Source organism: Sphingomonas sp. (assembly GCF_041661825.1).
Lineage (GTDB): Bacteria > Pseudomonadota > Alphaproteobacteria > Sphingomonadales > Sphingomonadaceae > Sphingomonas.
Map to the genome: position 1 here is coordinate 1,266,755 of NZ_JBAZTU010000001.1, position 21,861 is coordinate 1,288,615.

Annotated in this window: 19 protein-coding genes; 11 read left to right on the forward strand and 8 right to left on the reverse strand. The window is 66.0% G+C overall.

Translation table 11 applies throughout. The annotated features are described in order from the left end of the window. The first annotated feature begins 153 nt into the window (after positions 1 to 153). Positions 154 to 1,581, forward strand: a complete 1,428-nt coding sequence (locus tag WC729_RS05870) for an efflux transporter outer membrane subunit (protein WP_372850485.1) — start codon at positions 154 to 156, stop codon at positions 1,579 to 1,581. Positions 1,582 to 1,636: 55 nt separating this feature from the next. Here WC729_RS05870 and WC729_RS05875 read toward each other — a convergent pair whose 3' ends face one another. Then, positions 1,637 to 2,539 (reverse strand): multiprotein-bridging factor 1 family protein, encoded by a 903-nt coding sequence (locus WC729_RS05875; protein ID WP_372850487.1) that lies wholly within the window; start codon positions 2,537 to 2,539, stop codon positions 1,637 to 1,639. Between the two features lie 190 nt (positions 2,540 to 2,729). On the opposite strand from WC729_RS05875, the gene WC729_RS05880 reads away from it, so the two are divergent. Further along, the gene (locus WC729_RS05880; protein WP_372850489.1) at positions 2,730 to 3,737 is read left to right on the forward strand and encodes a M23 family metallopeptidase; all 1,008 of its coding nucleotides are present in this window, start codon (positions 2,730 to 2,732) and stop codon (positions 3,735 to 3,737) included. Positions 3,738 to 4,072: 335 nt separating this feature from the next. On the opposite strand, the gene WC729_RS05885 is transcribed toward WC729_RS05880, so the two are convergent. Then, positions 4,073 to 4,705: a hypothetical protein gene (locus tag WC729_RS05885; protein WP_372850491.1), complete on the reverse strand. Its 633-nt coding sequence runs from the start codon at positions 4,703 to 4,705 to the stop codon at positions 4,073 to 4,075. A 105-nt stretch (positions 4,706 to 4,810) separates the two neighbouring features. Between WC729_RS05885 and WC729_RS05890 the strand changes: the two genes are divergently transcribed. The 4 genes from WC729_RS05890 to WC729_RS05905 all read left to right on the forward strand — a co-directional run bounded on the left by WC729_RS05890 (position 4,811) and on the right by WC729_RS05905 (position 7,614). Next, entirely contained in the window at positions 4,811 to 5,260 is a 450-nt protein-coding gene (locus tag WC729_RS05890) for a VOC family protein (protein WP_372850493.1), read from the forward strand. 26 nt (positions 5,261 to 5,286) lie between these two features. Further along, complete coding sequence (locus WC729_RS05895) at positions 5,287 to 5,589, forward strand: ArsR/SmtB family transcription factor (protein WP_372851021.1); 303 nt, start codon at positions 5,287 to 5,289, stop codon at positions 5,587 to 5,589. After that, positions 5,586 to 6,056, forward strand: a complete 471-nt coding sequence (locus tag WC729_RS05900; protein WP_372850495.1) for an SRPBCC domain-containing protein — start codon at positions 5,586 to 5,588, stop codon at positions 6,054 to 6,056. The genes WC729_RS05895 and WC729_RS05900 overlap by 4 nt, the downstream gene beginning before the upstream one ends. Positions 6,057 to 6,144: 88 nt before the next feature. Beyond that, on the forward strand, positions 6,145 to 7,614 hold the full coding sequence (locus WC729_RS05905) for a hypothetical protein (protein ID WP_372850497.1): 1,470 nt from the start codon (positions 6,145 to 6,147) through the stop codon (positions 7,612 to 7,614). Here WC729_RS05905 and WC729_RS05910 read toward each other — a convergent pair. From WC729_RS05910 to WC729_RS05930, 5 genes are all read right to left on the reverse strand, one after another. Then, the gene (locus tag WC729_RS05910) at positions 7,595 to 11,197 is read right to left on the reverse strand and encodes an ABC transporter permease/M1 family aminopeptidase (protein ID WP_372850499.1); all 3,603 of its coding nucleotides are present in this window, start codon (positions 11,195 to 11,197) and stop codon (positions 7,595 to 7,597) included. The two genes, WC729_RS05905 and WC729_RS05910, sit on opposite strands and share 20 nt — an antisense overlap. A 2-nt stretch (positions 11,198 to 11,199) precedes the next feature. Next, on the reverse strand, positions 11,200 to 12,078 hold the full coding sequence (locus tag WC729_RS05915) for an ABC transporter ATP-binding protein (protein WP_372850501.1): 879 nt from the start codon (positions 12,076 to 12,078) through the stop codon (positions 11,200 to 11,202). Between the two features lie 95 nt (positions 12,079 to 12,173). Beyond that, entirely contained in the window at positions 12,174 to 12,824 is a 651-nt protein-coding gene (locus tag WC729_RS05920) for a response regulator transcription factor (RefSeq protein WP_372850503.1), read from the reverse strand. 31 nt (positions 12,825 to 12,855) lie between these two features. Then, positions 12,856 to 13,245 (reverse strand): response regulator, encoded by a 390-nt coding sequence (locus tag WC729_RS05925; RefSeq protein WP_372850505.1) that lies wholly within the window; start codon positions 13,243 to 13,245, stop codon positions 12,856 to 12,858. After that, a complete protein-coding gene (locus WC729_RS05930) occupies positions 13,245 to 14,414 on the reverse strand; it encodes an ATP-binding protein (RefSeq protein ID WP_372850507.1) in 1,170 nt (389 codons plus the stop codon). The genes WC729_RS05925 and WC729_RS05930 overlap by 1 nt, the downstream gene beginning before the upstream one ends. 325 nt (positions 14,415 to 14,739) lie before the next feature. On the opposite strand from WC729_RS05930, the gene WC729_RS05935 reads away from it, so the two are divergent. From WC729_RS05935 to WC729_RS05955, 5 genes are all read left to right on the forward strand, one after another. After that, positions 14,740 to 15,978, forward strand: a complete 1,239-nt coding sequence (locus WC729_RS05935) for an epoxide hydrolase family protein (RefSeq protein ID WP_372850509.1) — start codon at positions 14,740 to 14,742, stop codon at positions 15,976 to 15,978. Between the two features lie 152 nt (positions 15,979 to 16,130). Then, positions 16,131 to 16,445 carry an antibiotic biosynthesis monooxygenase gene (locus WC729_RS05940; RefSeq protein ID WP_372850511.1) on the forward strand — a complete coding sequence of 105 codons (315 nt, stop codon included), beginning with the start codon at positions 16,131 to 16,133 and terminating at the stop codon, positions 16,443 to 16,445. A 91-nt stretch (positions 16,446 to 16,536) separates the two neighbouring features. Beyond that, a complete protein-coding gene (locus WC729_RS05945) occupies positions 16,537 to 16,920 on the forward strand; it encodes a BlaI/MecI/CopY family transcriptional regulator (RefSeq protein WP_372850513.1) in 384 nt (127 codons plus the stop codon). Further along, a complete protein-coding gene (locus WC729_RS05950; protein WP_372850515.1) occupies positions 16,917 to 18,539 on the forward strand; it encodes a M56 family metallopeptidase in 1,623 nt (540 codons plus the stop codon). Before WC729_RS05945 ends, WC729_RS05950 begins: the two co-directional genes overlap by 4 nt. A gap of 168 nt (positions 18,540 to 18,707) precedes the next feature. After that, positions 18,708 to 20,813 (forward strand): TonB-dependent receptor plug domain-containing protein, encoded by a 2,106-nt coding sequence (locus WC729_RS05955; protein ID WP_372850517.1) that lies wholly within the window; start codon positions 18,708 to 18,710, stop codon positions 20,811 to 20,813. A 48-nt stretch (positions 20,814 to 20,861) separates the two neighbouring features. Here the strand turns inward: WC729_RS05955 and WC729_RS05960 are convergent, their stop codons facing one another. Continuing rightward, positions 20,862 to 21,773 carry a LysR substrate-binding domain-containing protein gene (locus WC729_RS05960; protein WP_372850519.1) on the reverse strand — a complete coding sequence of 304 codons (912 nt, stop codon included), beginning with the start codon at positions 21,771 to 21,773 and terminating at the stop codon, positions 20,862 to 20,864. Between the last annotated feature and the right edge of the window lie 88 nt (positions 21,774 to 21,861).

The following is a 21,861-nucleotide window of genomic DNA, read 5'->3' on the forward strand; positions in this document are numbered from 1 at the left end:
GTCGATATCGCTTCCGCGATCGGCGTTTCATTCGATCGCGTCCCGGCACCTCCGCGCCTCCGCACCTCCGCGCGAACCCCTTTTCTCTTCGCCAGCTCCGAAACAAGCGTCGACGCACGCAAATGCGGTGGCCCAACTTCGCCGGGGAAGGTAATGGGGGTGTTGGCTTCTGTCCTCGCCCTTTCCGCCTGCACCGTCGGACCTGACTACAAACACCCCTCCACCCCCAGTAGCTCGGCCGCCGGCTTTGCCGAGACCGCGCGGACCAATCGCGTCGCGGCAACGCCGCTGCCCGATCACTGGTGGCAGCTCTATAACGATCCGGTCGTCGACCGGCTCGTCACGGACGCGCTGGCGCATAATACCGATATCCGCACGGCGGCGGCGAATCTCGCCCGCGCCCGCGCCGTCCTGTCCGAGCAGCGCAGCGCGCGGTTGCCGAGCACCGATCTCAGCGCCCAGGCGACCCGCAGCCGCACGCCCGCGACGCAGAGCCCGACCGGCAAGTCGTTCGAGACCGATTTCTATTCGCTGGGTTTCGATGCTTCCTATGAGATCGACCTGTTCGGCGGCGTGACCCGCGCGATCGAGGCGGCGCGGGGCGACACCGATGCCGCCGCCGCGCAGCTCGACGCGGCCCGGGTCTCCGTCGCGGCGGAAACCGCGCGTGCCTATGCCCAGGCCTGTTCGAACGCAGCGCAGCGTTCGGTCGCACTCGAGACGGTGAAGCTCCAGCAGCAGACGCTCGACCTGACCAACACGCTGTTCGAGGCCGGGCGCGGCACCCGCCGGGACGTGCAGCGCGCCGACGTGCTGCTCGCCAACACCCAGGCGCAGATCCCGACTTTCGAGGCCGAACGGCGCGCCGCGCTTTATGCGCTGGCGACGCTGACCGGCCATGCGCCCGAAGTGATCGACGCCGATGCCGACAGATGCACGACCCCGCCGCGCGTGACCGTGACGGTACCGGTCGGCGACGGCGCGGCGCTGCTCGCCCGGCGCCCCGATGTCCGCGCGGCCGAACGCACTTTGGCCGCGGACACCGCCCGCGTCGGTGTCGCGACGGCGGATCTCTATCCCTCGATCCGGCTACTCGGCTCGGTCGGCTTCGGCGCGCAGAAGCCGGGCGACATCTTCAAGCCGGCGGGTTTCTCCTGGTCGCTCGGCCCGCTGATCTCCTGGAGCTTCCCCAACATGACGGCGGGGCGCGCCCGCGTCCGCCAGGCCGAGGCTGGCGCCGACGCATCGCTTGCGCGCTTCGACGGGACGGTGCTGACGGCGCTGAAGGAAGTCGAGCAGGCGCTCGCGCGCTATGCCGGTGCGCTGGATCGCAATGCGGCACTCGCCCGTGCGGCGCAGTCGAGCACCGAAGCGGCGCGCCTGTCGCGGCTGCGCTTCGATTATGGTGCCGACAGCTTCCTGCTGCTGATCGAGGCCGAGCGCGATCGTGCCGATGCACGCGCCGCGCTGGCGCAATCGGATGCGGCGGTGGCGGATGCGCAGATCAGCCTGTTCAAGGCGCTGGGCGGCGGCTGGCAGGATGCGCCGGCGCCGGTGCGGCGCGATCCGGCGACGCCTTAGGCTTTTATTTCCTCTCCAATGGGAGAGGAAAAAAAGGGGTGTGAATGCCGATTACCTAAGAAGCCTCGGGCAGGTCGCCGCCGACGGGCGCGGCCCGCGACAGGCTGTTGGCGAAGCGCATGAGCATCAGCATTTCGCCACCTGTCGCCGCTGCGGCTGGACCGACATCAGGCAACAGGTGTGCGCGGATCTCGTCGGGCACCGCGTCCGGCGCACTGTGGATCGGCCCGTCCTCCATGAAGGCTTCGAACCGCGCCTCATCGGCGACGGCATCGCCGGTAAGATCGGCAACGCGTTCGAAGATGCACGGCGTCGCGACGATATCGCCGTCCGTGTTGCGCAGGCAGGTGAGCGAGATGCCGTCGAGCACCATGGCCTTGCGGCGCGCGACGCCCTTCACGATCGAGAAGATGAAGACGCCGCTGACCGGGTCGCTGGCCATGGAGAAAAGCTGGTTCTGGATCGGCAGGGCCCAGCCGTCGAAACGCAGCCGCCAGACGCCGAGCCGATAGCGCAGCAATCCATTGCGCGCGCGATATTGCAGCATATGATCATGCGCGAACATGCCCGGCGAATCCGCCGACGGGCGGGTGGTGCGCCAGATGCCCTCGAACGCCTCGCCGTTCATGCGGGTATTGGTCATCGCTTCGGACAGGAGCGTCGGCGACAGCCAGTCCCAGCCCGGCAGGCCGTCGGCAACGGGCGGGCGTGGCGGCTCGACGCCGAACCGGACGGCGAGGACGGCCAGGTCGGCCTGCCAGTCGAGCATGGTGAAGCCGGGACTGCGCGCCGCCACGAAATTGGTCAGGCGATCGAGATTATAGGCCGAGGGGGTGGTGTTGCCCGAGCACCAGCGGCCGACCAGCGACTTGTCCACGCCCATTTCCGCCGCGAGCCGGCCCCTGCTGAGGGACAAGGCGGCAAGGACGAGCGTCAGCCGGTCTGCAAAGCTGCTCATGGCGCGCGACTATGCGGACGAGGCCCACCTCGTGCAACCGTTGCATCCTGCCGTGCAACGGTGGCGTGCGTCGCTGCACCTTCTCTTGCCCCGCTTTGAGGCCAATAGGCGGCCCTGGCCGGCGGGGGCGTCGCCAAGACGGAGACCTATCTTGAAAACCTCTAAACCAGCGATCCTTGCGGTCGCCCTGATGCTGCCCGTAATCGCCGATGCCCATACGATGCCGCTGCGTGGCAATGATCTCGCCGCCGGCGAACGCTTCAGCACCAATGTCCATACCGGCGGCATCCAGGCCGAAGGGCAGGACATCATCGCGCGCCGCCGCGTCAGCGACGCCCAATGGACCGACCTGAAGGAAGGCGCGACCGACAAAAAGATCAACGCCAACTATGTCGTCTATGGCAAGCCGATCTATGCGATGGCCGACGGCACCGTGATCGGATGCTGGCGCAATGCCCCCGAGAACCCCGCGGGCGACAAGCACCCCGCCTATGACAAGGGCCTCATCCCGGGTGGCGGCAATCATCTGTGGGTGAAGCAGGACGACGGCACCGTCGCGCTCTACGCCCACACCATCCCCGGCTCGATCCCGGCCGCGCTCTGCCCGCACAATGCGACGCTGCTGAAGGACAATGCCATCGTCCAGGGCAATCCCGACATCCGCAAGGAAGCGATCGTCGTGAACGGCGCGCGGATCAAGGCCGGGCAGGTGATCGGCAAGGTCGGCAATTCGGGCGCGTCGAGCGGACCGCATCTCCACATCCATATGGAGAAGGACGGCAAGCCGGTGAAGCCGATGTTCGACCGCGGGCTGACCACCCCCTATGTCGACGGCAAGGCCGACATCAACGGGCCGTGGACGCCGATCGCCGGCAAGCAGCTGCCGCGCGGGCCGATCCTGCTCTGGCCGCCGCACCAGATCGGCACCTGGAATTTCAAAGGCATCAAGGACGAGGACTTCAAGCGCCACGTCGACCATATGTTCAATTCCGGCGAGATGCTGAACCTCGCCACCTGCCAGAACAATGGCTCTACCTATGACACCTGGTGGGTCCCGACCACCGGCGCATGGCTCTATGGTTTCGGCATGACCCCGGACGTCGCCGCGGCGAAGCACGCCGAGAACACGGCCAAGGGCTACAAGCGCGTGTCCAACTATGTCTGCGGGTCGCGCAGCGTGGCGGTCTGGCGGAAATAGCGCCGTCTCACCTCCCCTTCCGCTCGCGGGAGGGGAGCCAGGGGCACATCGACATTCACTTCGTCCTCTCCTTTGGGAGTTTTGTCGGGAGTCAGGTCAATCATGCCCCCGGCATGATTGAGAAATGCCCGGGGGGCATTTCGACCTGCCTCCCGACAAAACTGATACGGAGACTTGAGAGCGCAGCGATCTAGTCGGAGTTGGTGAGGGGCTCCGGGAGCTATCGAAGGCTCCCGGAGCCCCTCACCAAGTTACGCTAGGCAACAAGTTGCCAAGCTACACTATCCTCTCCCACTGGAGAGGAACAAGGCGGCGCATCCGAATGTCGATCTGCCCTACTCCACTTTCCTGAAGCGGATCGTCCGGCCGAACCGGTCGAACACCAGATCGCCCTTGTCGATCGTCAGCGCGGTCTCGCGGAAATCGGCCTTGCCGATGTCGTTCGGCTCGAAGCGGAAGCTCAGCCCATAGCCTTTGGCCGGGTCGATCGGCACCACCTCGCCCGCCAGCTCGAACATCGGCAGGAACAGGCGCACGCTGACCGGCGGATCGGCGGCGTCGAGCGGCAGCGACAGGCCATCCTCGGTCAATTGCCCGCCTTTGGTCGCGCCCCTGGCCGAGGTGAAGACGGCATCGAAATATTGCAGCGATATGCCCTTCGGCGCCTCGAGCGAGAGCCGCAATGCGCCGGCCGGCGCCGGCTTCTGCCCGGTGAAGACGAAGCGCGGCGGCGTGACGGGATCGCTGGTCAGCAGCACGCGGCCATCCTTCACGACCCAGCGCCCCTGCCCCGCCTCGTCGAGCGCGCCATAGACCAGGCCGTATTCGAACCGCCCATCGGCGGTCAGGCTGAGCTGGGCGCCCATCTCGGTCTGATGGCCGTCATAGACTCCGACCAAAGCCGCGCGGTCCTGGGCCGAGGCCGGCATCGCGATGGCCATCGCCAGTGTGACGAGCATGATCCGCATGTGACATCTCCCCGCCCGATCATAGGCGCAGCGTGGCGGTTTGACGCGCGTCAATATATTTGCCTATAACGTTAAATATTGATCGATTCGTGAAGGGAAAATCTCATGGACCGCGCCTCGCTCGCCTCAGCCATCTTCTACCGCGACCCGCTGGCGGCCTTCACCTGGCTGGAAAAGGCCTTCGGCTTCGAGCCGGCGATGCTCATCACCGATCCCGACAACAAGATGGTCCATGCCCAGCTGAGCTTCGGCAATGGCTATATCATGATCGGCAATGAATGGGCCGATTATACCGCCAGCCCGGCGAGCATCGGCGGCAAGAACAGCCAGGGCCTGCACGTCAATCTGGACAGCGACATCGATGCGCATTGCGACCGGGCGCGGGCGGCCGGTGCGGCGATCGTGCAGGAACCGGCCGACCAATTCTATGGCGACCGCACCTATCGCGCGCGCGACCCCGAAGGACATGTCTGGACCTTCGCGCAGACCATGCGGCCCTTCTCGGCCGAGGAATCCGAAAAGGCGACCGGCCTCAAGATCGAGATGTTCTCCTGAGCGCGGCCGCCGCGATCGACCGCACGCTGGCCGCGCTGGCCGACCCGACCCGGCGGCGCGTGGTCGAGCTGCTGCGCGACCGGCCGCACCGCGCCGGCGAGCTGGCCGAGAGTATCGGGCTGAGCCCCGCCGCGCTCAGCCGGCATCTGCGCACCCTGAAGACCGGCGGGCTGATCGAGGAAGTGCACCCGGATTATGATGCGCGGGTGCGCATCTATGCGCTGAAAGCGGGATCGATGGCGGGCCTCAAATCCTGGGTCGACGAGACCGAGCAGCTCTGGGCGGATCAGCTCGGGGCGCTCAAGGCGCATGTCGAGGAGCGGCGATGAGCTCGCGCGTGCTGGTCGCGCTGCGCATCGCGGCGACCCCGGAGCGGGTGTTCGAGGCGTTCACCCGCGAGATCCACCTCTGGTGGCGCCCCAACCAGTTGTTCCGCTTCACGCGCGCCGGGCCGGGGACCCTGGCGATCGAGCCGATGGCGGGCGGGCGCTTCACCGAGACCCAGGCTGACGGCGCGGTGTTCGAGATCGGCCGGGTCACGACCTGGGAACCGGGCGCGCGGCTCGGCCTGACCTGGCGGCAGGCGAGCTTCACGGAGGACCAATCCACCCAGGTCGAGGTGCGGTTCGAAGCGATCGGCGCGGAGACGCGCGTCACCGTCGAGCATCTCGGCTGGGACAGCGTGCCTGCCCCGCATGTAGCGCGGCATGGCATGGTCGGCATGTTGTTCCTGCAGCGTCATGGGCAATGGTGGCAGGAGTTGCTGGCGGGGTTGAAGGCAGGGATCGAAGGGTAATCCTTCGGGTCCGGGATCGTCGGCCGCCCGAGCCGTTGCGGGCCCCACCAACGGACCCTAGAACGGTCTGGAGGATCGGGGGGCGATGATGAAACGGAGAGTTATCTGGTTCGCGCTAAGTCGATGTGGCCCCGCGCTTCTGCTTTGGCCTGCCGCTCCTGCCGTCGCGCAGCGGCCGCCGCCGCCCGCCGACAGTACGGCGGCGCTTTCCGACGGAGATCCCGACGCGCTCGAGAAGACCATGTGGACGGTGCGTTCGGTCGCGCAGGATCTGCGTGGTCCGGATTATGGCTATGACGGCAAGCTGTCGCAGGATCTGGCGAGCCTGGCGGAGATATCGGCCAGTATCCTGGCGATCAAACGGCACATCAGGACGATCGACGAGCCCTGGCGCGCCAACGCCGATGAGGCGCTCGACCGCGCGACCGCAGGGTTCCGGGACAAGGATATCGATGCCGTCGACCGCGCCATGGCAAGGTTCGACGCGTTGCGCGAGCCATGGTCGAGCGCGCGCGGCAATGCCTGGGTGGAAGCAGTCGAAGTCCGCGCCAAGATAGCCGACTTCAAGCAGGAGCATGATCGCGCCGAAGCGCTGCGCCTGTCGGCAGCCGACGAAACCCGGCTGAGCAATTATGCCCGCTGGTTGCGGCTGACGGACGCGGCGGTGGCACGGAGCAAGGTGGGCGAGGTCGAGCGGGACAAGGCCGCGGTCCAGCGCGGGCTGCACCTGCTCCGGCTGGCCCTTCCGCTCACGCCGCGCCACCGCTCGCCGCTGCTCTGGGCCAGCACGCAAAGCGCGATCGGGGATGCCCTGTACAATCTCGACAGGGTGCAGGGCGGCACTGCCCATCTCGAGGAGGCGATTGCCGCCTATCGCCTGGCGCTGCTCGAATACAAGCGCGCGAGCGATCCGGCCGCTGCCTGGATCGCGCTCCACATCAATATCGGCCAGTCGCTGGAAGCGCTTGGAAAGACCGCGCAAAGCCCGGCCCGGCTGCGCGAGGCGATCGCATCCTATCAGCTGGCGATCCGGCGGCGTGGCCGGACGCCCGACATTCGCTACTGGCCCACGATCGATGCCGGGCTGGCGCGGGCATTGTTCACGCTCGGGACCTTGCAGGACAGCAAGGCGCGCCTGCGCGAATCGGTCGATCGCTACCGCCTCGCGCTCGGCGAAATGCGCCGCGACCGGACACCGCTGTTCTGGGCGAGGACCCAGAGCGATCTCGGCTATTCGCTGCAGGAGCTCGGGCTGCGCGAAAAGGAAACGGGGCATCTCGACGAGTCAGTCACTGCCTTCGGCCTCGCGCTGGAGGAAGCCACGCGCGAGCGAGCACCGCTCGACTGGGTGTCCACCCGGGTCGGGCGCGCTTATTCCCGCACGATCATGTACGAGCGCAGCGGCGACAAATATCTCATCACCGAGGCCGATCGGGAAGTGCGCGAGGCCTGCCAGCCGACCATCACCGTCCATGCGCCGAGCCTCATCCGCGCCTGCGTCAACACGATGCAGCGCATCATCAAGGCGAAGGCGGCACCTAGCCCGTCGTCGCGATGACGTTGTCGTCCGAGTTGCGATCGATCCGGACGTTATAGGGATCGGCGCCTGCAAAGGCCGGCTTTGTCGCGGTGACCAGCCTGATCGTCTGGGTGCCGGTCCTGAGCGGCAGGCGTTGCAGCAGCAGCACGTCCTTCTTCGCAAAGGCGCCGCGGCCGGGCATGGCGGCGAACAGGCCGAACTCCGCCGTCTCGGCCAGTTTCGCTTCGGTCTCCGTGCCCTTGCCGTCGGCGTAGAGCTTGTGGGCCTCGACCGTCAGCATGGTCTCGAACCGGCCGTCGGGGAGCTTCTTCACCACCGCGCCCCTGGTCTTGATGTCGTACAGGGTGATGCGTTCGAACAGATCGGTGATCAGCGCCTGCTCCTCGGGTGAGGCGCCTTTGCGGAACTCGGCGATCAGGTCGAGCGAGCGCGGGAAGGGCGCGCCCTTGAAGCGGAAGCGTTCGAGATAGCGCTTCAGCGCGGCGTTGACCCGGTCCTCGCCCAGCGCGTCCTTCAGCCGGTACATGACCAGCGAGCCCTTGCGGTAATGGATATATTGCTGGTTCTCGACCCGGTAGAGCGGCAGTTCCTCGATCACTTCGCCGCCGCGGCTGCGCAGATAGCGATCGAGCTCGAACTTCAGGAAGCGGCGGATCTGGTCGCGGCCGTAGAGCTTCTCCATCACCATCAGCGCCGAATATTGCGCCAAGGTCTCGGTGAGCATGGTGGAGCCCTGCATGTCCGCGCCGATCGCCTGGTGCGCCCAATATTGGTGCGCCAGCTCGTGCGCGGCGACATAGGTGACGTAATCGATCTTCTCGGGATCGGAGAGGTCGGCGATGAAGCCGATGCTTTCCGAATAGGGCATCGTCCCCGCGAACGCCTGCGCATAATCGGCATAGGCCGGGAATTCGATGATGCGGGCCTGGCGGAACTGATAGGGGCCGAACGCGGGTTGATAATAATCGAGGCCGTGCGCGAAGGCAGCGAGCATGCGGTCGACATTGGCGCCGTGCCGCGCGTCATAATAAACCACCAGATCGACGCCGTCATGCATCAGGTGCTTTTCGATATAGCGCGCCGACTGGACCGAATAGAAGTTCTGGATCGGCGCATCGACGACGAAGCGCGCGGTGCGCCGGCCATCGGCGGTCGTGTCGCTGACCTTGTAACCGGGGGCGATCGGGGTCTGGCCGGCATCGGTGGTGACGGTGATGTCGGTGCTGATCCAGTCCGTGCGAAGCTGGTTGAAGCGCGTCGCCTTCATATCCTCCAGCTTGGCGGGGCGAAGCTCGGGCGGGAGGCCGTATTTGCGGCGCTTGACGCGATCCTGCAGCAGGCTGTTCTGGTCCATGCCGATCATCGGCACGAACTCGAAATTGTTGACGAAGGTGCCGTTCTGCACGACCCGCACATCGTTGCCGCTGTTGCGGAAGCCGCGCTGGGTGCGCTCGGTGCGGAAGGCCAGGCTGGTGGTGCCGCCGGGCGCGAGCGGGGCCGCGAGGCGATAGATGCGGTACTGGAATTTCGGATAATCGCGGGCCAGTTTCGCGCCCGGGATGGCGATCGAGCCGATCTTCGTTGCCTGATCGCCCATACGGACATGTACGTCCTGGATCGGGCCGGGCGTTTTGTTGACCAGGGTCAGCACGCCCTTTGCGGTCAGGCCGGGTTCCTGCGGGCGCAGATCGACCGATACGCGCGCGGCGGTCACCGACAGCTGGGGCAGCTTCTGATAGGGCAGCAGCGCCTTTTCGTAATCGGCCATAAAGGCTTCGTCGGCGACGGGCGTGGAATAATGGTTCCACACATGGGTGTTGATGAAGATATACACCCCGCTCGCGACGAACACCGCCAGCGCAATGCCGCCGACCCAGCCCGCCGGGCCGGCCAGGCGGCGCGGGAGGCGCTTCAACCGCGGGCGCAGCCGGGTCTCGGTGCCGCGGCGCCACAGGGCATGGGCGAGCACCAGCAGCATCACCGCGAACGCCGTCCAGTAAAGCCGCAGCCACCAGGCGCCGATCCAGAACTTGCCCATGCCGTTCATGTCGGACAGCGGAAGGGGCGGAGACTGGCCGTAATTGTAGAGCGCATCGCCGAAGCCGAGATTGCGCAGCGTCACCCGGATGATGATGAAGTAGAACACCATCAGGCCCCAGCCGAGATATTTGTTCGGGCTGAGCGCCTGGATAAACACGGCGAGCACCGCGATCAGCGTGAAGCCGATCGTGTCGGGCAGCGCGTACCAGAGCAGGTACTTGCCGAGCTCGACATCGGCATATCCGTGGAGCAGCTGAGTCACGAGGCCGGCGACGACGCTGACCAGCAGGGTCGAGAACAGCACCAGCACCACCGCGAGCGCCTTGGGCACGACATAGGCCCAGTCGGGGATCGCCGAGGCGTCGATGATCTCGTGGATCTTGCGGTCGCGCTCGCGCCAGACCAGTTCGCCGGCATAATAGATCGCGATGATCACCGGGATGATGCTGAACGATCCCTCCAGCAGGCCGATGACGACACGGGTGACCGGCAGGACGGGCGTGCCGAACACCTCGCCGAGATCGATCATCGCGGCGGCCGCGTTGAACAGGCCGAGCGCCATCAGGACGAAAAAGGCCGGGCTTTTGAACACCTGGCCGAGTTCCAGCCGGGTGCGGGCACGGAGCTGCGCCCAGGCGGTGGCGCGGCCGAAGCTCGGGGTCGGGAGCGGAGCATTGAGGGTTTCGGGCGGCGCCGACGCGGCGGGTGCCTCGACCTGTTGCTGAAGCTTCAGCGCGCGGCGGCTGGCCTTTGACGGGCGGGCGCCGAAGCGGAAGGTGGCGGTTGCCAGGGCTAGCGCGGCGAGGCCGATCGCGACGATGATCGCGCGGTTGAACAACAGCATGCCATCGACCGGCGCGACGAGCGTGTTGCGATCCGCGGCAGTCCAGTATTTGGTCACATAGGAATAGGCGCCGATGCCGAAGGGCTCGCCATAAGCGCCGGCCAGCTCATAGGCAGGGTTGCGATCGAGCACGACGCTGGCGACCGTCCACAGGATCAGGAAACCGACCACGCCGAGATAGGTCGCCATCATCGACCGCGTCATGGTGGCAAGCGCGAAGAACAAGGCCGAGGTCAGCAGCAGATTGGGCAGCGCGAACCAGAGATAGGGCGCGGCATAATAGGACAGTATATTCGGCCCGAGCGTCTCGCTGTCGACCCACCACATGTGCGAACCGAGCCAGATGCCGAACGGCACCGCGAGAAAGCCGAGCGCGGCGGCGATATAGGCACCGGTATAGCGGCCCATGAGGTAGGAGATGCGGGTGATCCGCGTCGCGCGCACGATCGGCCCGAAGCCGGTTTCGTCATCGCGCACCACGACGTTCGCGACGAACGCCGTCGACACGAACATGTAGAAGACCGACATGATGATCACGACCTGCGCGATGGCGAAGGGCGCGTTCTTGTGGACGTTGCCGCCCGATCCGATCTGGATCTGGTCGACCGTCGTCGCCCCGAAGCCGAGCAGGAAGAACACCACCACCGCGACCCAGAGCACCGGGTTGCGCAGCTGGTAGCGAAGCTCGAACCGGGTGACCCCCGCGAACATGCCCATGATCAGGCCGCGCGACGCGAGGTGTCGAGCGTCGAGAAATAGACATCCTCGAGCCCGCCGGCGACCGGCTCGAACCCGTCGCCGGGCGATGCGTCCTTCAGGACATGGATGATGGTGCGGCCGGCGAACAGCCGGGTCGAGATGACGCGGTGATCCGCGCGATAGGCATCGAGCTCGCTCCGGTCGATCGTCTTCTTCCAGACATGGCCGCGCGTCGCCTCGATCAGGTCGAGCGGCGCGCCCTGGAGCAGGATGCGCCCGCCGGCCAGCACCGCCATCAGCGGGCAGAGATCGGCCACGTCCTCGACGATATGAGTCGACAGGATCACGACGACATCGTCGCCGATCTCGCCGAGCAGGTTGAGAAAGCGATTGCGCTCTTCGGGATCGAGGCCGGCGGTCGGCTCGTCGACAATGATCAGCTTGGGGCCGCCGATCAGCGCCTGGGCGATGCCGAAACGCTGGCGCATGCCGCCCGAGAAACCGGCCAGCGCCTTTTTGCGCACGCCCCAGAGATTGACCTGGTTGAGCAGCCCCTCGACCGTCGCCTTGCGCTCGCCGCGCCCGGAAATGCCCTTCAGCACCGCCATGTGATCGAGCATGTCATAGGCCGAGACGCGCGGATAGACGCCAAAATCCTGCGGGAGATAGCCGAGCACGCGGCGCAGCTTCTCGGGCTCCGCGATCACGTCGAGGCCATCGAAGCTTATCGTACCGGAGGTCGGCGTCTGCAAGGTCGCGACCGTGCGCATCAAGGTGGACTTGCCGGCGCCGTTCGGGCCGAGCAGGCCGAACATGCCGGGCGGGATGGTCAGATCGACGCCGTCCAACGCCACCGTGCCGTTGCCATAGACATGGGTGAGCTTCTCGATCTTCAGCATGGATTCCCTCCGGTTGGCGGGAAGCTAGCAGGTGTGTTGCGCTTGTAAAGCAGCCTTGGCGGGGCGGCGGCGCCGATTGGCCGCAAGCCCGATGCCTAACCTTTTACCGGAGCGGAAATGCCCAGACTTGCGCTCATCGTGACAAGCTCGGCCAGGGAACGAGCGCGCATCTTCTCCATCACGCGACCGCGGTGCTTCTTCACGGTGATCTCGGTGATGCCGAGGTCGCCGCCCACCTGCTTGTTCATACGGCCCGAGACCACCCCGGCCATGACCTGACGCTCGCGGGGGCTGAGATCCGCGTAGCGGTCGCGGAGCTCCTGCAACGCCGCCTGATCGCCGACGGCCGCCCGGCTGCGGTCCAGCGCGGCGCGGATGGCATCGAGCATGACCTGCTCGCTGAAGGGTTTGGTCAGGAACTCCACCGCACCGGCCTTCATCGCCCGGACGGACATCGGGATATCGCCGAATCCCGTGACGAAGATGATCGGCATGTCGCCCCGATCGTCGGCGAGGGCCGTCTGAAGATCGAGGCCGCTAAGGCCCGGCAAGTTGACGTCGAGCACAAGACAGCTTGCGCCGGTCGCCGGCGGGCATGCGAGAAAGGAGGCGGCCGAGGCGAAGGTGCACGCATGCCAGCCGGCTACCTGGATCATGGTCTCGAGCGCCTCGCGCACGAATTCGTCGTCATCGACGACGAAGACGGTCGGTGTGGCATCTGACAGGGCGGACGTTGGTGCCATCATCTGGGGCCGTTTCGGCGATCTGCGTCGGGGGTCAACCGCATAGCATATCCCTTCCCGAATCCAGCGCGGCGTTGACCGCCTCGATCATGGCCGCCTCGCTGAAGGGCTTCTTCAGGAACGCCACCGCGCCCCGCCGCAACATTCTCGGACCCAGCGACTCGTCGGCATCGGCGGTGATGAAGACGATGGGAATATCGCAGCGGCGCCTCGCGAGCTCCAGCTGCAGTTCGGGGCCAGTCATGCCGGGCATGGTCACGTCGAGGATCAGGCATCCTGTCCGATCGAGGCTTTCCGACGCGAGGAACGCCGCGGCCGAGGCGAAGGACTGCGACTCCAGGCCGAACGACCTCAACAGGTCCGGCAAGGCCTCGCGGACATATTCATCGTCGTCGACGACCGACACGAGGTTGCGCGTCACCATCACAGATCCTTCGAGACCGGTTCAGGCGAGTCCGCGACGCCAAAGGGAAGCGAAAAGGAAAAGGTCGCACCCGGCCCATCCTCATTGGGCGCCGCCCAGATCCGGCCCTCATGGCCCTGGATGATCGACTGGCTGATCGAAAGGCCGATGCCCATGCCCTCGCTTTTGGTGGTGTAGAAGGCGTCGAACAGCCGGCCGAGACTGTCCGGCGCAACCCCGCTGCCGGCGTCGCGCACCGAGAAACGGACCTGGCCCGGGCCGTCCGCGATCGTCGCAATGCGCAGGGTCCGCGGGCGGTCATCGACCGCGAGCATCGCGTCCCGCGCGTTGAGGACCAGGTTCAGCATCACCTGCTGGAGCTGGATTCGATCACCGCGGATGCTCGGCAGGGCGTCGGCGAAATCGGCGTGCACCTCGACCCGCGCGCTGAGCAGCTCGCTCGATGTGAGGGCGAGTATCTCGGCTGCGGCCTCGTTCAGGTCCACGGCTTCCGCCGCCGGCTCATTCCGGACGAACATCGCCCTGAGCCGCTGGATCACCTCGGACGCGCGATTGGCGTCGCGGATCGTGCGCTGCGCCGTGGTCCGGGCGAGGTCCAGGTTCGGAGGATCGGCCGCCAACATACGCACGCACGTGCTGGCATTGGTGACGAGCGAGGTGAGAGGCTGGTTGACCTCATGCGCGATCGATGCGGTCAGCGCGCTCAGGGTCGCGACGCGCGCCACATGGGCGAGGTCGGCGCGCGCCCGGTCCAGCGCCTCTTCGGCCACCTTGCGTTCGGTCACGTCCTGCACGGCGCCAATGATCACGGGTCGCTCCGCATCATAATCGATGCGGTGTCCGACGGCGTGGAGGTGTTTCAGGACGCCGCTGGCGGTCACGATGCGGTAGGGCAGATCGACGTCCCCGCCCGCGGCGGCGCCCTCCAGCGTGGCGGCGAACGCCGGCAAGTCCGCCGGATGCACGAACTGCCCGACCAGATCGGTGGTGATGGTGGTTGCCGGGTCGAACTCGAAAATGCGGCAAAGCTCTTCGGACCAGAGAAGCTCGCCCCGGTCGAAATCCCAGGTGAAGCTGCCGGTCTGGCTCAGTCGCTGGGCTTCGGCCAGATGGACATAGGCGCGCCGGAGGTCCGTATCGTCCGACTGGCGGCTGGGCTGGATTTCCATTCTGTCCTCGCGGTGGCTTCAGGGCGGCACCATGCAGTCGTCGGGCGGCTTTCGTCGATGGTCCATTGGTCTCCCTCGGTGGACGGCTTTGAGGCAGAACGCGCGGCGATATTCTCAGCGCCAATTCCAGCACTTCATACCAAGAAGCGCAGAAAACGGCCTATGGTACTTCGGTATACCATGCACCGCTCCCCGGCGGCCGCACAGTATACTTAAGGGTCCGGCACCCCTTGGTACCATATATTTCGGTCATGATTTGGCAGAACTTCCAATTGTCAGTCGAACAACTCGCTGATCGGCGCCGAGGCGCAAAAGGAGAAATGTCATGACTTCGCAATCTTCCAACAATTCATCGCAGGCTATTGTCGCTGCTTTCGCTCACGACGATGTTGCCATCCGTCCTTTCCGGGTCGATGTACCCGAAGCCGCCCTTGCCGACCTGCGGCAGCGCCTGGCGAACGCCCGGCTTCCCGAGAAGGAAACGGTCGACGATTTCAGCCAGGGCGTGCCGCTCAAGACGATCGAACAGGTGCTCGCTTACTGGCGCGACCGCTATGACTGGCGCAAGGTCGAGGCCCGGCTGAACAGCTATCCGCAGTTCATCACCGAGATCGACGGGCTGGACATCCATTTCGTCCATGTGCGGTCTCGCCACGCAAACGCCCTGCCGGTGATCGTGACGCATGGCTGGCCGGGCTCGATCATCGAACAGCTGAAAATCATCGATCCGCTGGTCAATCCCACGGCGCATGGCGGCAAGGCCGAGGACGCGTTCGACGTCGTGATCCCGTCGATGCCCGGCTATGGCTTTTCGGGCAAGCCGAGCTCGACCGGCTGGGGTCCGGAGCGCATCGCCAGCGCCTGGATCACGCTGATGCAGCGCCTCGGCTACAAGGACTTCGTCGCACAGGGCGGAGACTGGGGCTCGGTCGTCACCGACTTCATCGGCGTCCAGGCACCGCCCGAACTGCGCGGCATCCACGTCAACATGGCGGGCGCGATCCCGGCGGAGATCGACGCCGCATCGGCTTCCGGCGCCGCGGCACCGGCCGGCCTGACCGAGGAGGAGAGAAGCGCGTACGACCGGCTTGCCTATGTCTACAAGCATGTCTCCTATGCGATCTGGATGGGCGACCGGCCACAGTCATCGGCGGCACTGGCGGATTCTCCGATCGGCCTTGCGACATTCCTGCTCGATCATGACGCGGCCAGCCTCGCATTGATCGCGCGGTCCTTCGATGGGCAGGACGAGGGACTGACCCCTGACGACGTGCTCGACAATGTCACGCTGTTCTGGCTGACCAACACCGGCGTCTCGTCGGGACGCCTCTATTGGGAAAACAAGACCGGCTTTTTCAGTCCCAAGGGCGTCAAGGTTCCGGTGGCAGTCAGCGACTTCCCCGACGAGATTTACGGGACGCCACGGGCCTGGGCGGAGCGGGCCTATCCCAACCTCGTCTACTACAACCAGCCGGTAAAGGGCGGTCACTTCGCCGCCTGGGAGCAGCCCGATCTGCTAGTCCACGACCTGCGCGAAGGCTTCCGCTCGCTGCGCTCGATCTAGCCCCGCCCCAAGGCCAACCTCGGCGCGGCGCCTGCATTTCCCCTGCAGGCGCCGCGTCTTTTTCCCTGATCTGTCTTGCCGAATTTCCGCCTTGACCTCAACTTGGCTTGAGGTTCTATGGAGATGCTCCTTGTTCGATAAAGGAGTCTCCGATGACCGCTTTTCCTGACGCCCCTCTCTTCAACGTCAACATCTTCACCGTACGGCCCGGCGACGTCGAAGCCTTTGCCCGGACCCAGCTGGAGGGCCTTCCGGCTTTCGGCAACATAGCGGGTTCGCGCGGGGGCCGCCTCCTTGCCGAAGAGGGCGGCCGGCGCTTTCTGCTCCTTTCCGAATTCGACTCGAGAGAAGCGCATCAGGCCTTCATGGCCACCCCGGCCTTCGAAGCGCATCGCGATCGGCTGCGGCCGCTGATCGAGGGTTCCGACAGCGCCTATTGGCGGCTCATCCATGCGCGTGGCAGTTGAGCGTGTCGTGACGGAGTAGGCATGCGACATATTTAGGCTTGCAGCCGCGCTACAAATGTAGCACGCTACATTTGTAGCCACGAGGTAAGCCATGCTTCCACAATTGCCCCCGCGCGAACGTCAGATCGTCGACCTGCTGTATCAGGGCGGATCGCGCACTGTGTCCGAAATCTGCGCGGCACTGCCTGATCCGCTGACTGGATCGGCCGTTCGTGCAATGCTCAAGCGGCTCGAGGACAAGGGTTTCGTGTCGCGCCAGGAGAGCGACCGCGGCTTTGTCTATTCGCCTACCGTCTCCGACAATCAGGCGCGGCGAACAGCGCTCGGCCAAGTCGTGCGGACCTTCTTCAAGGGATCGCCGGTGAGCGCCGCCAGCGCGTTGCTGGGCATGGCGCAGGACATCGATACGCGTGAACTCGACGAGCTCGAAGCGGCGATCGCCCGGGCCCGCCTGGCGCGGGACAGCGGGAAATGACGATCACCGTCCTTCTCCTCGCGTTAAAATCGCTGCTCGTGGCGGCGGCGACGCTCCTCTTGCTCCGCCTGACCCGCGCGCGGTCCGCGGGCCAGCGCTCGACCATCGCGCATCTCGGATTACTCGCGCTCGTCGCGTTGCCGCTTGAGAGTGTCGCGCTGCCGACGCTTGCGCTGTCCTTGCCCGCGCCCATTGCGCGCCTCGCTGCCATCGCCCCGGCCGAGACAGCGGAGCCCTCGGGCATTTTGGGTAACCGGGCGGCTTCGGTGCGTGCCACTGCCGCGCAGGGGTCGCCCACCGCCGTCTCGTTTTCCAGCGCCGTCGCCGGGGTTGCACGCCACGCCTATCTGCTTCCCACACTCGCGCTGCTGGCGCTTACGCTTGTCGCGTTGCTGCGGCTCGTTGGACTAAGGGCTCGTGCCGAGGTGCTGGTCGATCCCGTGTGGCTGGGCGCGCTGGCCCGGGCGCAGCGGCGTATGGGGTTCAAAAGCGGCACGGCCTTGCTCAGGAGCGACGAGCTCGGTTCGCCCGTCAGCTGGGGCCTGATGCGGCCCGTTATTCTGCTCAACGACGCCGCCGTGCTCGCGCCGGAACAGGCCGAGGCGATCATCGCGCATGAACTCGCGCATGTCGTCCATCTCGATTGGGCGAAGCTGATCCTGGCGCGGGTCGCAACGGCAGTGTTCTGGTTCAACCCGCTGGCCTGGGTACTGGCGCGCGAGGCACATCAGCTGCGCGAGGAAGCGGCCGACGACGCCGTGCTCGCCGCCGACATCGCCGGGCCCGATTATGCCCAATTGCTGATTGGCGTCGCGCGCCATCAATGCCGTGGCGCCTTTCTTGGCGCGCATGGCGTCGCGCCGTCCAGGAGTTCGCTGGGTCGCCGGGTCAGGCGCGTGCTCGACCAAAGCCCGGCACGCGGACCTTCCGGGCGATCCTGGGTCGCGGGCTTTGCAACGGGCATGCTGAGCATGGCGGTGCCGCTGGCAGCAGTCTCCATCGCACCGAGCCGCACGGCGCACGCAACGATCGAGGCCCCTGGCGCGACTCCGCATTCCGGCAAGCCATTGGCCGCGTCAGCGCCGCCCGAGACGTCACGACCGATCGCGACCGAGGAGCGTGCGGCGCATCCGCTGCCCGTCACGTCCGTCGCGAATACCGGTACCCGTCCGAACGCTGACGGTCAGCGGGTCTCGGCAGACCAGCCGGCGGATGGCGACGCAGTCGACACGATGCGCGCGGCCGGCATCTCCGTGCAATACCGGCATGCCATGGCGCAGGCCGGCTTTCCCGATCTTTCGTTCGACCAGTTGGCCGAAGCGCACGGTGTCGGTGTCAGCCCGGAATTCGCGCGTGCGATGCGCGCGACCGGCATGTCCCTCACCATCGACGATGTGGTCGAAGCGCGCGCAATGGGTCTCAGCCCTGAATATATCGGCGCGATGCGGCGGTTCGGGATCAACGGAACACTCGACGACTATCAGGGCATGCGGTCGGTCGGCGTCACCGTCAATTTCGTCCAGAAACTCCGAAGGCGCGGCATCAAACTCACCTCGCCCGACAAGCTGACCGAGTTCAGAGCCGCGAATGGCGATCCGGACCTGGATTCCGACCCCTGAGCCCGAACGCTGGTCCTAGCGGCCGGCCTTCTCTCCAGCCCGGCATTTCGTAACGCCCCCACCAATCGTGGCGCCCGATCGCCTGCGCCCGCCCTTGCGACCGGCGCAGTGGCCGACGGCGCGCGCCCGTACCGCCCCGACATAACAAGACCCATTGAGGAGAAGATCATGCCCGTTCCCTGCAGAGCCGTTCACTGGCGGCGCGCCGTGGGACTTCTGGCGCTGGCGACCGGCTTGTGCGCCTCGACAGAGGCCATCGCAGGACAGGACGCCTCGCCCGCCGCGGCCGATACCAATGCGGCTGCCGGGGATGCCAATGTCTTCACGCCGGACTATTTCGCGCGCTTCGCCCCGCAGACCGCCTACGACATGCTGTCGCAGGTACCGGGTTTCTCCATCCGCAGCGCAGACGATGTGCGCGGCCTCGGCCAGGCCTCCGAAAATGTCCTCGTCAACGGCCAGCGCGTGACGGACAAATCGGGGGGCGCGGTGGCGCTGCTGCAAAAGGTGTCGGCTGGCGACGTGCTGCGCATCGAGGTCAGGGAAGCAGCCCTGTTCGGCATTGCGGGCCTGACTGGCCAGGTCGCCAACGTAATCCTCAAGACCAACCGCAAGGGCAGCGGCAATTTCAGCTGGAGCCCGGCGGTACGTGCGCACTACGCCGAGCCGCGCTGGCTGTCCGGGTCGATCAGCTATAACGGCACGGCCGGCAATCTGGACTATACCGTTTCGCTTGAGAACAAGGCGTCGCGCGGCGCGCTCGGCGGCAACGACTATCGCGTCCTGTCGCCGGCAGGTGCGCTGATCGAGCGCCGCGACCAGGTGAACTGGAACAGCACCGACGACGCCAAAGTGTCGGCCATCCTGAAATATAGCGGCGCCGGCGGCATCCAGGCCAATCTGACGCTGGATTACGATCCTTATTGGCAGCGCGGCGCCAACGACCAGCGCCGCGTGCGCGTCGACGGCAACGACAATGTCTGGACCAGCCTCAACCAAACATGGGGTTTCCGCTACGACGTGATCGGCGACGTTTCGGTGCCGCTCGGCACCGGCCGGCTCAAACTCATCGGCCTGCGCCATTTCGAGCACGCGCCTTCCTTTGTCGACCAACGCACCGACTACGACAGCGGGGCGCCGAGCGACGGCATCCGCTACGGCCAGGATGGCAGGACCAGCGAGACCGTGGGGCGTCTGGAATATCACTGGAAGGGCGGGCCAAACGACTGGACGATCTCGCTCGAGCGCGCCGACAATCAGTTCGAGCAGCGCAGCACGCTGGCCAGCCTCCAACCCGATGGCAGCTATGTCGCGATTCCGTTTCCGCAGGGCAGCGGCATCGTCGCCGAGACGCGCTATGAAGGCATTGCCGCGCTGAGCCGGTCGCTATCGCCAAATCTCGATCTTCAGCTTGCCGGTGGGGCCGAATATTCCCAGCTTGGCGAGCGCGGCATCGGTGCCAAGCCGCGGCGGTTCTTCCGTCCGAAGGGGAGCGCGCTGCTGGCATGGCGGCCGGCTCGGGGCTGGGATGCCAGCCTCAAGCTCGAGCGCAAGGTGGGCCAGATCAGCTTTTCGGATTTCCTGGCGAACCAGGACATCACCAACGGTCGCGGCAACGACGCCAACCCCAATCTCGTACCGCCGCAAAGCTGGGAGGCGACCGCGGAAGTCAGCCGCACCTTCGGCCGGTGGGGCAAGACACGCTTGAAGCTCTACCATTATCGGATCGAGGACATCGTCGACCATATCCCCGTCGATGTCGACGGCGACGCGGTGGGCAATCTGCCCCGGGCGACGCGCACGGGAATCGAAAGCATCAGCACGATCCAGTTCGACCCGCTCGGATGGCGCGGGGCCAAGCTCGACGCGGACATCGGCATCGAACGTGCCCGCGTGCGCGACCCGCTGACCGCACTGCCGCGCGCCATCAGCAACACGCACGATCGCTGGGCGCAGCTCACGCTGCGGCACGACGTGCCTGCCACCCAATTCGCCTGGGGCGCGAGCCTGTCGTTCGACCATTATGGCCTGACCTATTTCCTCGACGAGGTGAACCAGCAATGGGAGGGGCCCTACGCCAGCGTCTTCGTCGAGCTCAAGGACGTGAAGGGGATGAAGGTCAACTTCCAGATCTTCAACATCAACGATGGCCATGTACGCTATTGGCGCAACGTCTATTCCGGTCGGCGCAACGCCGCGCCGATGGCATTTCTCGAACGCCAGTATCAAAGGGTCGGGCCGATCTTCACGCTGACGATCAGCGGAAAATTCTAGAGGCCCGCATCGGAGCATCCGCCGCACCATCAACCGCACCCGGCCTCGTTATCCCGGCACCTGCGCTGGCGCTCCCGATTCCTCCAGCACCGCCAGGAACTGCCGCGCCGCGAGGCCTTCCGCGTCCTTCCCGCTGAGGATCCACAGCGAGGAGATCGCCTTCTTCCCCCTGAGCGCGCGGTAGGTGAGGCCTGCCGGCTGCAGCGCGCACAGGGATTCGGCGAGCACCGCGACACCGAGGCCGGCCACGACCAGGCCGAACATGGTGGAGATCTCCCGCACGTCCTGCGCCACGACGGGATCGACGCCCTCGGCATGCAGCATCTCGAGGAAATTCGTCGCGAAGCTGCCCTTCTGGTCGCGCGCATAGAAGATCATCGATTCGCCGTGCAGATCCCGGAACGACAGGCTCGTCTTGCGCGCGAGGCGATGGTCGGAGCGCATGGCGATGAACAGCCGCTCCTCCAGCACGCGCGTGGCGACGATGCCCGGCGGCACCACCGGCGGGGTCGGGCTGCGCAGGAAGCTGATGTCGATGTCGCCCGCCGCCAGCGCCGCGACCTGCGCGCCGGCCGACAGCTCGAGCAGTTCGATCCGCACCTCCGGATAAAGCTGGCGGAAGGCGAAGATCGCCCGCGCGACGGCGGGCACGAAGGGTGCCGACGGATTGAAGCCGATGGTGAGCTTGCCGAAATCGCCGCGCGCGGCGCGCTTTGCGACGTCGATCGCGTGCTCCGCCTGGGCCAGGGTCGCGCGGGCCTGATCGAGGAAGACGCGGCCGGCCTCGGTCAAAGCGACCTTGCGGCTGCTGCGTTCGAACAGGCGCACGCCGAGCAGATCCTCCAGAGCGCGGATCTGCTGGCTGAGCGGCGGCTGCGACACGCCAAGCTGCTGCGCCGCGCGGCCGAAGTGCAGCGCATCGGCGACGGCGACGAAATAGCGCAGATGGCGAAGCTCCATGATCGATATGTCCCACGTCTTGATCCGGGGTCAAATCATATTGGACGCACGTGCAGCAAAGGCTCATTCGGCGGCCAGAAGACTCAGT